Raw genomic sequence first — 15,742 nt, 5'->3', positions numbered from 1 at the left:
TCTGGAGCGGCTTTCCGCAAAGGGGCGCCTGCTGGGGTTCGACCAGGATAGCGACGCCCGCCGCAACGTCCCCGACGACGCCCGCTTCACGTTCATAGAATCGAATTTCCGTTTCATGCGGGGGCAATTGCGCCTGCACGGATACGAACAGGTGGACGGGGTGCTGGCCGATCTGGGCGTGTCGTCGCACCATTTCGATACGCGGCAGCGCGGATTCTCGTTCCGTTTCGACGCTCCGCTCGACATGCGGATGAATCAGCGTGCCCGGCTTTCGGCCGCGGACGTAGTGAACCGTTACGAAACGGGAAAATTGATCCGGATTTTCCGGGATTACGGCGAACTGGACGCTCCGCACCGGATCGCAGGATGCATCGAGCGGGTGCGCCGCGAGCGGCCGCTCGCTTCGATCAGCGACCTGATCGAAGCGGTTGCGCCGGTAACCCCGCGCGGGGCGGACAGTAAGTTTCTGGCCAAGCTGTTCCAGGCGATCCGCATCGAGGTGAACGGCGAGATGGATGCGCTGGAGATGATGCTCGAACAGGCGCTCCGCGTACTGCGTCCCGGGGGACGGTTGGTGGTGATCACTTATCATTCGCTCGAAGACCGGCTCGTCAAAAATTTCATGCGTAGCGGAAATTTCACGGGCAAACCGGAGAAGGATTTTTACGGACGGCCCCGGACGCCCTGGGAACTGGTCGTACGCAAGGCGATCGTTCCGTCCGCCGAAGAGACCGAACGGAACCCGCGTTCGCGGAGCGCCAAACTGCGGGCCGCCGAAAAACGCTGATCGTCCGAAAGAACCGGATTCCGCACGATCGGCGATTTTACTGTATATTTTAGCCTGTCGCCGGGAAGGCTATTGATAAATTTTGTTAACTTTGCCGAGCTGATAACAAGAACCGATATGAGAAAAAAAATGTTGAGTTTCGGGGCCGCGCTGTTGTTGCTGGCGGCTCCTGTTTCTCAGATAGAAGCCGCGCCGCGCGAGGCGCAATCCCATTACGATAAGGGTATAGCCCTTTACGAAAAACAGAAATACTCCGCTGCGCAGACCGAGTTCGAGAAGGCGGCCCGCGGCGCAGGCGCCGACGATGTCGGGTTTTCGGAGCGGGCGGCTTATTACATAGCTTTGTGCGCCGCCGAGATGCGGCAGGGAAACGCCCGCGAGATGCTCGACCGTTTCATTCTGGAGTATCCGGGTTCGATCTATGCGAACGACATCCGGTTTTCGCTCGGCACGCTGTTGCACGAGGAGGGCGATTACCAGGCCGCCTATGCGCAGTACCAACAGGTCGATCCCTATGAGCTCGACTTTTCGCGTTTCGACGAATATAATTTCCGGACGGGATATGCCGCCTACATGTGCGGGGACACCGACAAGGCCTACGGCTATTTCAAGAACTGCAATACCGATCCGCAGTATAAGCCGCACGCCACGTATTACATCGCTTATATCGACTATTCCCGCGGCGATCTGCAGGCGGCCAAGCGGGAGTTCGCGTCGATCGCGGACAATCCGGCTTACGAACCGATCATTCCGTTTTACCTGTTGCAGATCGAGTTCCGGGAGAACAATTACGACTACGTGGTGGCTAACGGGATTCCGTTGCTGGCCAAGGCGACCGAAGCCCGTCAACAAGAGATTTCGCGGATCGTCAGCGAAGCTTATTTCCACCTGGGCGACTATCCGAAGGCGCTGGCCTATATGGACAATTACGCCAAATTGGGCGGTGAGATGGGGCGCGAGGAGCTTTACCTGGCCGGTTACTGCAATTACGTCGACCGCGACTATCCGAAAGCGATCGACCGGCTCACGCAGGTCGCTTCGGGCGGCGACGAACTGGCTCAGAACGCCAGCTTCCACCTCGGCGACGCTTACCTGCAGATGGGGGACAAGAAAAAAGCGATGAGCGCTTTCGCGCTGGCCGCTTCGGACGATTTCGACCAGGCGATCCGCGAAGAGGCCATGTTCAACTACGGAAAGTTGCAGTACGAATTGGGCGGCGGTATTTTCAACGAAGCGATCACCACGTTGGATAATTATATCAAGGAATTTCCCGATTCGCCTCGGATCAACGAGGCGCGCGAGATCCTGTTGGCTGCCTATTTCAATTCCCGCAACTACAATGCGGCTTACGAGGCGATCCGCCAGTTGCCCGATCCGGACAACAACGTGAAGATGGCGTTGCAGAAGATCGCTTATTTCCGTGCGCTGGAGTGTTTCGAGGCCGGCGACTACGACCGGACGCTCGAATTGCTCGATGTGGCCGACGCCAATAGATATACGGCCAAGTATACGGCGCTGACCAAATTCTGGCGGGCCGAAACCTATGTCCGCAAAGGGGATTACGCCAAAGCGCAGCCGCTTTACGAGGCTTATGTGGCGCTTTCTCCGAGTAACGAGCGAGAGAACCGGATGGCGCAATACAACTTGGGATACTGTTATTTCAATGCCAAGCAGTGGGACAAGGCCGCCGCGAGGTTCAATAGTTTCCTGAACGCTTATCCCGCCAAGGACGATTTGCGGGCGGACGCTTTCAACCGGTTGGGTGACATCGCTTTCGCCCAACGCGAGTACTACAAGGCGATCGAAAATTACGACAAGGCGATCAGCCTGTCCACGGTCGGGGCCGATTACGCCCGGTTCCAGCGGGCCGTGATGCTCGGTCTGGTTGATAAGTACGACCGCAAGGTCGAGTCGCTGATCGCGATTATCGGCGACGGCAAGAGCGACTACGTCGACGACGCGATGTTCGAGTTGGGGCGCACCTACGTGCGCCGTGAACGCTTCAACGACGGCGCCGCCGTACTGAAACGCCTGGTGGACGGTTATCCGCAGTCGCCGTTCGCCGTGAGCGCCCTGTCCGAGTTGGGACTGATTTACCAAAATCTCGGCAAAAACGACGAAGCGTTGAAATATTACAAGAAGGTGGTCGACAACTATCCCTCTTCGCCGCAGGTGAAAGATGCGATGATCGGTATCAAGAATATTTATGTCGATAAGAACGATGTCGATACCTATTTCGCTTTTGCCAAACAGAGCGGTATCGAGACGAACGTGACGGTCGTCGAGCGCGATTCGCTTTCGTTCATGGCGGCCAACCGGGTTTACCAGAGCCGGGATTATACGCGGGCGCTTCCGTTGATGGACAATTACCTGCGCCAGTATCCGCAAGGGGTTTATCGGGCGGATGCGCTGTATGCGCTCGGCGACTGTTCGCTGCAGGCTGGAAACCGTGCGGGGGCGTTGGCGGCTTTCGAGGAGGTCGGCAACATGCCGAGCAACCGTTACCAATCGCTGGCGCTGCAGAAAGCCGCAGCCATGCAGATGGAGGATAAAAATTATGCGGCCGCAGCCGAGTCGTACAAGCGGCTGAGCGTGATCGCGCCGCAGAAAAACGTGGCATCCGAAGCGTTGGACGGCTACCTGAAAGCGGTCGTGGCGTCCGGGGATATGACTGCCGCGGGCAATGCCGCCGACGAAGTGCTGGCTTCTTCCCACCTGACCGACGATCTGGCGCATACGGCCAATTTCTTGAAAGGCCGCGCGCTACAAGCCGCCGGGGACGACAACGGGGCGCTGGCGCACTACCGCAAGATGATCGACGCCCGTACGCGGGATGCGGCCGAGGCGCGTTACCAGATCGTTTCGATCCTGTTCAAGCAGAACAAACTGAAAGAGGCCGAGAAGGAAGTGTTCGCGTTCTCCGAAAAGAACCTGCCGTACGAGTACTGGATGGGAAAGGCCTTTCTGATTCTCGGCGACATTTACGTCAAGCAGAACGACGCGTTCCAGGCCAAAGCCACCTATAAAAGTATCGTGGACGGCTATTCCGACAAGAATGACGGCGTCGTAGCCGAGGCGCAGCAGAAAATGGACGCATTGAAATAGATTTTAAAGTAACCGACAGAGAGTGATGAAAAAAACAATCATACTGATCGCAGCGGCGGTGGCCGCATGTCCCGCCTGGGCGCAGAAGCCCGAAGAAGGGGATCTGAACCGCCAGATGGAAGTGACGCGCGATTACGAACCGACCGTGAACGAAGCATCGAAACTGAATGTTAAACCCGATATGAACGATACGGTGGCGCTGCGTCCCGAGGTGACTTACAAGGTTCATCCGAACCCGATCAGCTACGGGTTCGAAGTGACGCCGATTAAACCGGTGTCGGTCAGTCTGGACAACTACCGGCAGGATCGCCCGTTGTACCTGAAAGTCGGCGTCGGCGTTCCGTTCCAGAGCGTGGTGGACGCTTATTTTTCGTCTACGAAGAACGTCAACGGCAAGTGGGGCGTACTGGTCAACCATTACGGCAGTTGGAGCGATCGCAAGAACGACAACGGGATCAAGACTCCGGCCGGGCAGACGTTCAACCGGATCGGGGCGTACGGCGAGCGTCGTTTCGGCCGTTTCGGGATCGGCGGCGAACTGGGGTACGATTACGATAAGATCAGCCGCTACGGGTACGATACGACCTGGACGTTGGAAAACTTTACCGGACGGAATATCGACGCTTCGGCATCGGCCCTGCGGCAGAACTTTTCGACCGTGCACGGGAAAATCTATTTCGGACATGCGTTCGAAGACCTTTCCTATTTCAATATCCGTTTCGGCGCCGAGGGAGCTTATTTTCAGGATCGTTTCGACATGAAGGAGGCCGATGTGAAGACGTTTCTCGATCTGGGAAAACGTTTTGGGCAGCGGCATGGGGTGACTCTGCACGCCGGTTACGATGTTTATAAAGGCAGCGGCGAGTTGGACGGTTACAAGGATAATATCCTGACGGTACGGCCGATGTACCGTTTGCAGGGCGGAAAGCTGGAATTTGCACTGGGGGCCAATTACGTGCTCGACAACGACGGGGATCGCAGCGAAAGCGCCTTCTTCCCGCTGTTCGAACTCAAATGGCGCGCTTCGGACGGTTTTACTCCTTATCTGAAGATCGACGGCGAGTACTTGAACTACGGTTACCGTAATACGGTGACTTGGAATCCTTACGTGTTGCAGGGCGTTACGGGGCGTAATACCAGCGAATACAACGGTCGGATCGGTATCCGGGGCGGCGTTTCGTCGTCGTTCGCGTACCATGTGTTCGGCGGCGTTTCGCGCTATCTGAACATGAATTACGGATTGAATGCCTACCTGATGTTGCTGGGGGACGGGGCGAATGTGTATCAGGCTCTTTACCAGGGAAACGTGTTCGGAGTGTCGCAGCGCGACGTGACGATGTGGACGATCGGGGCCGAGTTGGAAGGACGTATTTCCGGCGCGTTCGGCTTGCTGTTCAATTTGCAGTACCGGGGTTACGACGTGAAAAAAATCGAAGATCAGAGCGCCCATATCGGGTTGCCGAACCTGACGGCCGGACTCGCTCTGAAATACAATTACCGGGATAAATTGCTGCTCAAGACCGGAGTGGACGTGTACGGACCGCGCGATTTCGACATCTTGTTTATGTATACGGACGGGGCGAGCGCGTCTGCCGGACTGGGCCGGACTCATGTGGATATGCAATTCGACGTATATTTCGGCGCCGAATACAACATTTCGAAGAGGATCGGCGTGTTCCTCGAAGGGCGTAACCTGGCCAACCAGCGGATTTACCGTTACAATCAGTACCGCGATCTGGGCATCAATATGCTCGCCGGCGTGAAACTGCAGTTTTAGCGTGTGACGGGGAAACGAAAGAGCCCGGAAGCGATCGCTTCCGGGCTCTTTCGTTCATCGGTATCGTTATCGGATCTGATGCGCTCCCTGGGAAATGTTGACTTCGATAATGCGGGGCGCCTTGCCGAAGCGGTGCGTGAATTTGTCGGTGACTTCGGCCAGGTAATCGGCATAAGCGGCATCCCTCACCAGGTTGATCGTGCAGCCGCCGAAGCCGCCGCCCATCATCCGCGCGCCGAGCACGCCGCTGTTGCGGTGTCCGAGATCCGCCAGAAAATCGAGTTCCTCGCAGCTCACTTCGTACCATTTGCTCAGTCCGTCGTGCGAACCGTTCATTTTTTCGCCGAAAGTCGCGTAGTCCCCCTTTTCGAGTGCGTCGCAGGCGTCGAGCACCCGCTGGTTTTCGTTGATGACGAAGCTGCAGCGGCGGTAAACCACGTCGTCCATTTCGTTTTTGTAGGTGTTCAGCATTTCGAGCGTTACGTCGCGCAGCGACTCGATGCCGCCCACGTGTTTCAATATCACGGCGACGCCTGCCTCGCACTGTGCGCGGCGCACGTTGTATTCCGACGAGGCGAGCGAATGTTTTACCTGCGTATCGAACAGCACGACTTTGCAGCCTGTCGGATCGAACGGTTCGAGTTTGTATTCCAGCGAACGGCAGTCCAGCCGGATCACCTTCCCGTGATCGCCGAACAGCGAGGCGAACTGATCCATGATCCCGCAGCGCACGCCTACGTAGTTGTGTTCGGTCATCTGGCCGATTTTGGCCAGTTGTTCGCGCGAAAAACCGAGGTTGTAGACCGTGTTGAGCGCGAAGCCCACTGCGCTTTCGAGCGCGGCCGACGACGAAAGTCCCGCGCCGAGCGGGACGTCCCCGCCGAAAGTCATGTCGAACGGACGGATCAGCGCCCCGCGTTTCTCCATCTCCTGCACTACGCCGTAGATGTAGCGGGCCCACTGTTGTGCCGGTTTTTCGCCGTGCAGATCCATTTCGATCGACTGGTCGTAATCGACCGAATGGATCCGACACTTCTGTCCGTCGTTGGGTTTGACGCCAACGTAGATTGCCTTGTCGATAGCACCGGGCAACACGAATCCCAGGTTGTAGTCGGTATGTTCGCCGATCAGGTTGACGCGTCCGGGCGAAGCGAAGAACGACGCTCCGTCGCCGTACATTTTTTTGAATAGTTCCTGAATTTTAGTTTTCATAGCGGTTATAAGATTAGTTCGTATCGTCTGAAATGTAGATCGTTTCCGGATAGGTCACCCGGCTCAGAAAAAGCCCCTGCGGCGGGGCCGAGCTGCTCGCCAGCGAGCGGTCGCGCCCGGCGATCACGCTGCGGAAATCTTCCGCAGTCAGCTTGCCTCGGCCGACGTCGAGCAGCGTGCCGACTACGGCGCGTACCATGTTGCGCAGGAAGCGGTCCGCCGCAATGGTGAATACCAGCAACCCGTCGTCCTGCCGCTGCCATCCGGCGCGGGCGATGCGGCACAGGTTCGTTTTATTGTCCGAGTGCAGCTTGCAAAAACTGGTGAAATCCTGTTCTCCCGGCAGCAGGGCTGCGGCTTCGTTCATGCGGCACAGATCGAGCGGCCAAGCCAATTGGTACGCGGTGTCGCGGTTGAACGGGTTTTTACGCGGTGAAATGTAATATTTGTACTCCCGTTCCAATGCGTCGAACCGGGCGTGTGCGTCGTTCCGCACCCGTCGCAGTCGTTGCACGGCGATGTCGTACGGCAACAGCGCATTCAGGTGGTAGCAGAAATCTTCCGGATCGGCGATCGGTGCTTCCGTGTCGAAATGGACGACGTAGAAAGAGGCGTGCACTCCCGTGTCGGTGCGCCCGGCGCCTACGGTTTCGACCGGGCGGCGGAGCAGCGTGCCGAGGCTTTGTTGCAGGGTTTGCTGCACGGACGGGGCGTTGGGCTGGATCTGCCAGCCGTTGTATGCCTTGCCGAGGTAGGAGAGTTGTAGAAAGTAACGCACGGTTGTCGCTTTAGGTTTACAAAGATAGCATTTTCGGCGAAATGTAAAAATTTTGTCCGTTTGAAATACATAAATTTTCCTGCGCCGTTTTACGAAACAGAGTCGTTCGTCCGGTTGGTTCGACGCCTTTTTCAGAAAATGCAGAGCGGTTCGAAAAAACTTTATTACCTTTAAATCCGACTGAATCGACTAATTCTGACTCTATGAAAAAAAATCGTATGTTGCTTGCTGGATTGCTGCTGTTATTTACGGCGGCGAAACCCGCTTCTCCGGAAGTTTCGCTCGGAACTTTGCTGCGCGAAATGACCGACCGCGACGAGATCGCCCGGTGGCCGTCTCCTGCGTTCGCCTGCCGTCAGGCCAGCAGCACCGATCCCGCCACGAAAACGCCGGATCAGCCGGGCTGGTTCGGCAACGGGGACTGCACCAATTTCATCCGGCAGGAGACGACCCCGCACGGAACGGAATACGTGATGCTCGACGCCGACGGTCCCGGTGCCGTCGTCCGTTTTTGGATGACTTTTTCGGGAGCGGGTTCCGGCGAAGGTATCCTGCGTATTTACCTGGACGGCGACAGCGAACCGGTCGTCGAGGGCCGGGCCCGCAGCCTGATCGGCGGCGCCGGCCTGGTCGGGGCCCCGTTGTCGATGGGCGTGTCGACGCTTACCGACTCGATGCACCGGGGATTGAACCTTTACCTCCCGATTCCGTTTGCCGAAGGTTGTAAAATCACTTACCAGAGCTCCATGATCGATTTTTCCGACAAAGGCGGTATTCAGCCCGGTCACGAAGGGGTTTTTTACAACATCAATTACCGGAGTTACGAGCCGGGAACGCGCGTTGTCAGTTTTTCCGCGGAGGAACTTCGTAGGAACCGGACGCTGCTATCGGAAGTCCGGCGGAAGCTGAGCGACCGGGATCGGGGATTGGACGAACTGAAACTGCGGGAAATCCCGCTGGACGGAACGCTGGCTCCCGGCGACCGTAAAACTTTTACGATAGAGGGCGAAAAGGCCGTCCGACAACTGTCCGTGCGTCTCGATGCGGCCGCACGGCAGCAGGCGTTGCGTTCGACCGTGCTTGAGATCCGTTTCGACGGAGAACGAACGGTATGGTGTCCGGTCGGGGATTTCTACGGGATCGGTTATCTGCCGCTCTATACCAATACGTGGTACGCGTATGCGGAGCCGTCCGGACGAATGGACGCCTACTGGGTCATGCCTTTTCGGCACAAGTGCGAGATTACGTTCCATAATCTGGGAACGCAGCCGGTGCGCCTATGCGACGGTCGGGTACGCTACGCTCCGTGGAAATGGGACGACCGGTCGATGCATTTCGGGGCTTCGTGGCATCAGTACGGAGCTGTTTCGACCGGACGGGACAAGCATCAGAATACGGACGATACCGGCGGTCCGTCCGATCTCCGCTTCGTCGCGCTGGACGGACAAGGCGTTTATGTCGGCGACGGCCTGACGCTGTTCAATACCGAATACGCCTGGTGGGGCGAAGGCGACGAAAAAGTCTATGTGGACGGAGAGACGTTCCCGTCGCATTTGGGAACCGGAAGCGAGGACTATTACGGTTACGCCTGGGGACGGCGCGAGCGTATTACCGACCATCCGTTCATCGCCCAGCCGGAAGGCGCCGGCGCGGATAGCGCCGGATTCGTGCAGAATACCCGGCTGCGGGTGCTGGACGGGATTCCGTTCCGTACTTCGCTGCGGTTCGATATGGAGCTCTGGCATCACCTGCGGGCCGTCGTCGATTACGCTCCGACGACTTACTGGTACCTGCGTCCGGGCGGGCGCAGCTTGGTCGAACCGAACGAGAAGGAGGCCGCCCGCAAAGTATCGCTGCACAGGGAAGACCTCGTTTCGCAGAAAATGGAGATAACGGTCGAGGCCGAACATATGGCCGTCGTGAGCAAAAGTCCGGAAGATCTGCTGAATTACCATCATCACGGGATTCCGTACCGGGATATCTGGAGCAACAATGCCCAGCTTTACTGGCACTGCAATCGGCCGGGCAACCGGTTGACGCTCTCGTTCGAAAGCGTGTTGGACGGCGAGTTCGACCTCACGTTGATGTGTACGGCTTCGCCGGGTTACGGAGTGGTCGGGATCGAGGTCAACGGTACGGCTGTTGTTCGGGAATTGGATCTCAATGCGCCGAAACCGCATGTCGTTCCGATTTCGCTCGGCCGGCATGTTATTAGTAAGGGAATCAATACGCTCGCATTCGAAATGGTCCGTTACGGGGAACATATTCCCGCCGGAACCGTCGGATTCGACCGCCTCGTTTTCGAACCTTGATCGAAACGGTCCATTTCCCGCGGTTCTTTGTTTTCGGCAGGGGCGACCGTCCGCTCGGCGTCGCCTGCCGAAAGAAGTATTTTGCGTTTTATGCGGCGCCGGGTAAAGGATTATTTAAAAATTAGCGTAAATTTGCGAAAACATTCGTACGTATTATGAAGATTGCATTGATAGGCTACGGCAAGATGGGAAAGGAAATCGAACAGATCCTGATCTCCCGGGGCCATACCGTTACGCTGATTATCGACATCGACAACGCCGGCGATCTGAATGCCGAAAACCTTCGGAAAGCGGATGTCGCTATCGAATTCACCACTCCCCATACCGCTTTTCAGAACATCGTAACCTGCCTGGAAGCCGGCGTGCCGGTGGTGTGCGGTACGACCGGATGGCTCGACCGGTACGCCGAAGTCGAAAAGCTGTGCAACGAGCGGAAGGGCACGTTCTTCTACGCTTCGAATTACAGCGTCGGCGTCAACGTGTTTTTCGCGGTGAACCGCCGACTGGCCGAACTGATGGAGCGTTTTCCGGAATACGACGTGACGGTCGAAGAAACCCATCACACGCAGAAAAAGGATGCTCCGAGCGGAACGGCGATCACGCTGGCCGAAGGAATTCTCGGGAACCTGACCCGCAAAAAGAAATGGATATGCGGTACGACGACCGAGCCCGCCGAGTTGGAGATCACCTCCGTACGCCGCAGCGTCGTTCCCGGGATTCATACCGTTACCTACGAGTCGGATGCCGACCTGATCGCCATTACGCACAGTGCCAAGAGCCGCAAAGGATTGGCTACCGGAGCCGTGCTCGCCGCCGAATTCATCTGCGGCAAGCGGGGTATTTTCACCATGAAGGATCTAATGGGAATCGATTAACCGGCCGACTGTGAATAAATTTCTGAACAAACTGAAAACGATTTGGGGTAACCGCTGGGTAAAATTCGGCGTGGTATCGGTCATTTACCTGCTGTGGTTCGTGGTCTGGACGGGCAACCTGTGGTTGTTGCTGGGACTGGTCGTGATTTACGATATTTATATATCGAAGACGATGTACCGCTTGTTCTGGCGGAAGCACAAGGAACGCAAGCGAACCAACAAGACCTACCGCAAGACTTCCGAGTGGGTCGAAGCGATTCTGTTCGCGACGGTCGTGGCTACGCTGATCCGGATCTTCGTCTTCGAGATGTACGTGATTCCGACGCCGTCGATGGAAAAGAGTATGCTGGTCGGCGACTATCTCTGCGTCAGCAAGACGGCCTACGGTCCGCGCATCCCGAATACGCCGATTTCGATGCCGCTGGTGCACAATACGATGCCGTTTTCTCAGACCAAAAAGTCGTTCGTCGAATGGATCAAGTGGCCGTACCACCGACTGAAAGGATTCGGAAACGTAAAACGCAACGATCCGGTCGTATTCAACTTTCCGGAAGGAGATACGGTAAGTCTGGCTTATCCGTCGGACAGCTATTATAACGCTTTGCGGCAGTACCAACGTCGTTACGGCGACCGGCGCGGCCGCCAGATGCTGATGGACGAGGGGATCGTCGTCCGTCCGGTCGACAAGCGCGAAAACTATGTCAAACGGGCGGTCGGACTGCCCGGCGATACGATTTTTATCGAACACTCCGAAATGTGGATCAACGGACAGCCGCAGGCGGATATTCCGGGTAAACAGTACAATTATACGGTTGTAACGAACGGTACGCCGGTCAATCCCGACGTGTTCGAAGACATGGGCGTTGCCAAGGACGATATTCACTACGATGCGGCTAACTACGCGTATGTGGAATTGCCGCTGACCGCTGAAAATGCGCGGCGGATGCGTTCGATGGGGAACGTGACGGCGATAATCAAAAGGGAGGGCGAGGGGGCCGATCCCGATATTTTCCCACAGAGCGAAAACTATCCGTGGAACGTCGATAATTTCGGGCCGCTGTGGATTCCGAGCAAAGGCTCGACGGTCGATCTGACCGTCGAGAACCTGCCGCTGTACCGGCGGATCATCGAAACTTACGAAGGGAATAAGCTGGAAATCAAAGACGGGCGAATTTATATCAACGGTACGCCGGCCGACAAATACACGTTCGCGATGGACTACTACTTCATGATGGGGGACAATCGGCACAATTCGCTGGATTCCCGTTATTGGGGGTTCGTTCCGGAGGATCATATCGTCGGAAAACCGTCGTTCGTGTGGATGTCGCTCGATAAGGATAAAAGTTTTCCGGCCAATATCCGCTGGAACCGGATTTTTTCAAAAGTGAAATAGACCGACGATGGAACCCGCCGACGACAGCTATTATACGATCGCGGCCCCGGCCGAAGCCATCTATAAGGACAAGGGAAGCAAGTTTTTGGCCTATGCCTGGCCGGTGACCGACGAGCGGCAGATCCGCGATGCGCTGGACGGGTTGCGTAAGCGCTATTACGATGCGACGCACCATTGCTATGCATGGCGCCTGGGGCCGGAAGGCGAAAACGTGCGGATGAACGACGACGGGGAACCCTCTTCGACGGCTGGACGGCCGATTCTGGGGCAGTTGTTGTCGCGGCAGGTGACCGATGCGCTGGTGGTCGTGGTACGTTATTTCGGCGGAACCAAATTGGGCGTGCCCGGATTGATCGCCGCTTATAAGGAGTCGGCGGCGGCGGTTCTGGATGCGGCCGAAGTGGTGCAGCGTACGGTGAATACCGTGTTGCGGATCGAGTTCGGCTACCTGGCGATGAACGACGTGATGCGGATCGTCAAAGAGATGCAGCCGGAGGTGCTCGGCCAGCAGTTCGACAACGCGTGCACGATGACGCTTTCGATCCGTCGAAGCCGGTCGCAACAGTTGCTCGAACGATTGCGGAACGTGGAGAGTATGAGCATTGATTTAAAGTAAAAATAGAGTTCTATGGGAAAGAAAAGTCTTGTTTCGATCACCGATTTTTCGTGCGATGAAATTCTGAAGATTATGGATCTGGCCGCCCGTTTCGAGGCCGATCCGCACCGACAGGTGCTGGCCGGGAAGGTATTCGCGTCGCTGTTTTTCGAACCATCGACACGGACGCGGCTGAGTTTCGAAAGCGCGATCAATCGTCTCGGGGGCCGGGTGATCGGTTTTTCGGGGACTTCGAATACCAGCGTTTCGAAAGGCGAAACTTTCCACGATACGATCATGACGATCTCGAACTACTGCGATATGATCGTGATGCGTCATTCGATCGAAGGTGCGGCCCGCTATGCCAGCGAGATTTCTCGCGTGCCGGTGGTCAATGCCGGAGACGGGGCCAACCAGCATCCGAGTCAGACGCTGCTCGACCTTTATTCGATCAAGAAAACGCAGGGTACGCTCGAAAATATCAATATCGTGATGATCGGCGACCTGAAATACGGCCGGACGGTGCATTCGCTGCTCGAAGCGCTGTCGTTCTTCAACCCGACGTTCACGTTCGTCGCTCCGGACGAGCTGAAAATGCCCGACGAATACAAGCTGTTCTTACGCGGGAAAGGGATTCCTTACACCGAAACCCGCAGCATTGAAAAGGCGCTCGGCGACGCCGATATCGTCTACATGACCCGCGTGCAGCGCGAACGTTTCTCCGATCCGATGGAGTACGAACGCGTGAAGAACGTTTATATCCTCAAAAACAGTATGCTGGAAAATACCAAACCCAACATGCGCATCCTGCATCCGCTGCCGCGCGTCGGGGAGATCGACACCGACGTGGACGGCAATCCGAAAGCCTACTATTTCAAACAGACCGAGAACGGCGTCTATACCCGCATGGCTATCATCAGTTACCTGTTGGGCGCCGTCGAATAACCGTTTATTTTATAGTTTATCGCAATCATGAAAAATACGGGAGAAGGAAGGCTGGAAGTTACAGCTATCGAAAACGGAACGGTCATCGACCATATTCCGGCCAGCAATCTTTTTAAAATTATCAGAATACTGGGACTCGAAAACGAGAATCACCGGATTACGTTCGGAACGAACCTCGAAAGCAAACGCATGGGAACCAAGGCGATCATCAAAATCAACGACCGTTTCTGCAAACAGGAGGAGATCAACCGGATCGCGATCGTCGCGCCGATGGCGGTCGTCAATATCATCCGGGACTTCAAGGTGGTCGAAAAGCATGCCGTTACGATTCCGGAGACGATCCGGGGATTCGTGAAATGCGCCAATCCGAAGTGCGTCACCAACAACGAACCGGTCGAAACCTCGTTCCTGGTGATCCGTAACGGGGACGAAATCGCGCTCCGCTGCCGATACTGCGAAAAGATCACGCACCAGGAGCAAACCGAGATCGGAAAATAGAACGGATTGATTTTTTATGCGAACGCGGGAAGTGCTCCGCGTTTTTTATTTTTTCGATCCGGTTTTGAAACGGATCAGCGTGTTTTTGATCGGCCATCCTTCGGTAGAAAAAAATCCGATGCTCAGTAAGTTTATTTGATATTCGAAATTTGGTTTTAGCGCGATGTCGATAGTAATCGTTCGGTCGTTCGGATACCCGTTGACCTTTTTCAGCGGGAAATGTTCCTGTCCCAAAGGCCCGTATCCGAAACCATATCCTCCGAACATCGGCCGGTCGAAACGAATGGTCAGCGTTTTCAGATCGGGATCGACCTGATTGTCGCCGTTTTCGAACTCTTCGATCGAGACGAAACGGGGCCACCGGTCGATCTGATCGGCCGTGTTGTTGAAAAATTCCACGATGCGCGGCATGAAGCTTTCCATGGTCGGATAGGCGTTCCGTTGTTTTTCGTAGGTTGTCAGCAGACGCGACAATTTGGACATCCACAGAAACCCCTGCGCGATATCCTGCTTGACCTGTCGTGTCGCGGCCGTCGTATCCCCGTGATTGAGCAGGTAGCGGATGACGGAGACTCTGACCAGCGATTCGGAAAGCATGATCGTGCTGTTGGCGTAAGCTTGCCGTTTCATCGCTTCCGATACCTGACCGAATATTCGCCCTGCCGCTTCCCCGAGATCGTTTTCATGCCGTCTGATGTGTGCGTTTGCGAACGAATGGCCGAATTCATGCACGACCGTCGGGAGCATTTCCGGCGTGAATACGGGATTGCCGTCCGCGTCGAACATCCATGCGCCCATGATCGAAAAAATATCCCGTGTACGGTCGGGCCGGTCAATGGATAGCCCGTAGCAATTGCTGCCGTTGCCGAGCCCGACGATCAGGTGGAACGTGTCTTCAGAATTTATGCCGTAGTATGCGGGAAACCATTTCAAGTCAATGTGCCTTAGTTGTTTGTTGTACGCTTTTTCGGCGTGCTCGTACCGTGTATGCTGTGAATCGAAAAAATCACCGCAACGAGTTTCTGCATAAAATTGTCGTAATAGGTCGATGAATTTTTCCGCATTTTCCTTGCTCCATCTTTCTTCCGGAATCCGGTTTGTAAAAGGAACGATCGGCTTCAGACCGGGGGGCTGTCCGAGATGAAGGGCCATACGGACCACTGCGTCGTAACCGATCGAATTTTCTTTTTTTAGCCGTCGCATCAGTTCGATCAGCGGATGTGTTTTGTACCGGTCGAAATGCGCGTGTATGTCGGCGATGTAGGGGGCGTTGTCATTCCGGCAATATTCGGGATATTCGGCCAGCCGGGCGACGATGCCCAGTAATTCGACGCGTTTGTCTACTTTGGCTGTCAAGGGCGTGTCGGCATAGACGGCCCGGAGTCCGGAAAATAATATGGACAGGAAGAGCAGCAGGGGGGATCTTTACGGATTCAGAAATGATTAGTTGGTCATGTAAAGTTAC

General features: G+C 55.9%; 12 protein-coding genes. 9 read left to right on the top strand and 3 right to left on the bottom strand.

The genetic code is table 11. The features are described 5' to 3' along the window. The 3 genes from rsmH to PGR91_RS11770 form a co-directional block, all read left to right on the top strand. Positions 1 to 787 (top strand): 16S rRNA (cytosine(1402)-N(4))-methyltransferase RsmH (gene rsmH, locus PGR91_RS11780; protein ID WP_270399354.1); only part of this gene is annotated, 787 nt, incomplete at its 5' end. Positions 788 to 904: 117 nt separating this feature from the next. Beyond that, complete coding sequence (locus tag PGR91_RS11775) at positions 905 to 3,892, top strand: tetratricopeptide repeat protein (RefSeq protein WP_153498375.1); 2,988 nt, start codon at positions 905 to 907, stop codon at positions 3,890 to 3,892. A 25-nt stretch (positions 3,893 to 3,917) separates the two neighbouring features. Next, complete coding sequence (locus PGR91_RS11770; protein ID WP_118657006.1) at positions 3,918 to 5,669, top strand: hypothetical protein; 1,752 nt, start codon at positions 3,918 to 3,920, stop codon at positions 5,667 to 5,669. A gap of 66 nt (positions 5,670 to 5,735) precedes the next feature. Here the strand turns inward: PGR91_RS11770 and galK are convergent, their stop codons facing one another. Both galK and truA read right to left on the bottom strand, forming a co-directional pair. Beyond that, positions 5,736 to 6,881 (bottom strand): galactokinase, encoded by a 1,146-nt coding sequence (gene galK / locus PGR91_RS11765; RefSeq protein WP_101573340.1) that lies wholly within the window; start codon positions 6,879 to 6,881, stop codon positions 5,736 to 5,738. Between the two features lie 13 nt (positions 6,882 to 6,894). Then, on the bottom strand, positions 6,895 to 7,659 hold the full coding sequence (gene truA, locus PGR91_RS11760) for a tRNA pseudouridine(38-40) synthase TruA (protein ID WP_118457194.1): 765 nt from the start codon (positions 7,657 to 7,659) through the stop codon (positions 6,895 to 6,897). A 203-nt stretch (positions 7,660 to 7,862) separates the two neighbouring features. On the opposite strand from truA, the gene PGR91_RS11755 reads away from it, so the two are divergent. The 6 genes from PGR91_RS11755 to pyrI all read left to right on the top strand — a co-directional run bounded on the left by PGR91_RS11755 (position 7,863) and on the right by pyrI (position 14,277). Beyond that, complete coding sequence (locus tag PGR91_RS11755) at positions 7,863 to 9,971, top strand: glycoside hydrolase family 172 protein (protein WP_118657004.1); 2,109 nt, start codon at positions 7,863 to 7,865, stop codon at positions 9,969 to 9,971. A 155-nt stretch (positions 9,972 to 10,126) separates the two neighbouring features. Next, complete coding sequence (gene dapB, locus PGR91_RS11750) at positions 10,127 to 10,846, top strand: 4-hydroxy-tetrahydrodipicolinate reductase (RefSeq protein WP_055206114.1); 720 nt, start codon at positions 10,127 to 10,129, stop codon at positions 10,844 to 10,846. Between the two features lie 22 nt (positions 10,847 to 10,868). Continuing rightward, positions 10,869 to 12,239, top strand: coding sequence for a signal peptidase I (gene lepB, locus PGR91_RS11745; RefSeq protein ID WP_118657064.1), 1,371 nt, complete (start codon positions 10,869 to 10,871; stop codon positions 12,237 to 12,239). Positions 12,240 to 12,246: 7 nt separating this feature from the next. Next, the gene (locus PGR91_RS11740; RefSeq protein ID WP_118657002.1) at positions 12,247 to 12,855 is read left to right on the top strand and encodes an IMPACT family protein; all 609 of its coding nucleotides are present in this window, start codon (positions 12,247 to 12,249) and stop codon (positions 12,853 to 12,855) included. 12 nt (positions 12,856 to 12,867) lie between these two features. Continuing rightward, positions 12,868 to 13,779, top strand: coding sequence for an aspartate carbamoyltransferase (gene pyrB / locus PGR91_RS11735; RefSeq protein ID WP_055206109.1), 912 nt, complete (start codon positions 12,868 to 12,870; stop codon positions 13,777 to 13,779). A 27-nt stretch (positions 13,780 to 13,806) separates the two neighbouring features. Then, positions 13,807 to 14,277 (top strand): aspartate carbamoyltransferase regulatory subunit, encoded by a 471-nt coding sequence (gene pyrI, locus PGR91_RS11730; RefSeq protein WP_055206108.1) that lies wholly within the window; start codon positions 13,807 to 13,809, stop codon positions 14,275 to 14,277. A gap of 45 nt (positions 14,278 to 14,322) precedes the next feature. On the opposite strand, the gene PGR91_RS11725 is transcribed toward pyrI, so the two are convergent. Then, positions 14,323 to 15,633, bottom strand: coding sequence for a DUF4932 domain-containing protein (locus PGR91_RS11725; RefSeq protein ID WP_182424260.1), 1,311 nt, complete (start codon positions 15,631 to 15,633; stop codon positions 14,323 to 14,325). Positions 15,634 to 15,742 lie beyond the last annotated feature (109 nt).

The sequence above is a fragment of the Candidatus Alistipes pullistercoris genome, from assembly GCF_027665465.1.
GTDB classification, from domain to species: domain Bacteria; phylum Bacteroidota; class Bacteroidia; order Bacteroidales; family Rikenellaceae; genus Alistipes_A; species Alistipes_A hominis.
Note: the sequence above shows the minus strand (reverse complement) of the source record. Positions and strands in the feature narration are given on the sequence as shown.

Excerpts from the sequence above, each read along its gene's own strand:
- PGR91_RS11775 (WP_153498375.1), top strand. The coding sequence starts at position 905 with ATGAGAAAAAAAATGTTGAGTTTCGGGGCCGCGCTGTTGTTGCTGGCG.
- PGR91_RS11770 (WP_118657006.1), top strand. The coding sequence starts at position 3,918 with ATGAAAAAAACAATCATACTGATCGCAGCGGCGGTGGCCGCATGTCCC.
- galK (WP_101573340.1), bottom strand. The coding sequence starts at position 6,881 with ATGAAAACTAAAATTCAGGAACTATTCAAAAAAATGTACGGCGACGGA.
- PGR91_RS11755 (WP_118657004.1), top strand. The coding sequence starts at position 7,863 with ATGAAAAAAAATCGTATGTTGCTTGCTGGATTGCTGCTGTTATTTACG.
- dapB (WP_055206114.1), top strand. The coding sequence starts at position 10,127 with ATGAAGATTGCATTGATAGGCTACGGCAAGATGGGAAAGGAAATCGAA.
- PGR91_RS11740 (WP_118657002.1), top strand. The coding sequence starts at position 12,247 with ATGGAACCCGCCGACGACAGCTATTATACGATCGCGGCCCCGGCCGAA.
- pyrB (WP_055206109.1), top strand. The coding sequence starts at position 12,868 with ATGGGAAAGAAAAGTCTTGTTTCGATCACCGATTTTTCGTGCGATGAA.
- pyrI (WP_055206108.1), top strand. The coding sequence starts at position 13,807 with ATGAAAAATACGGGAGAAGGAAGGCTGGAAGTTACAGCTATCGAAAAC.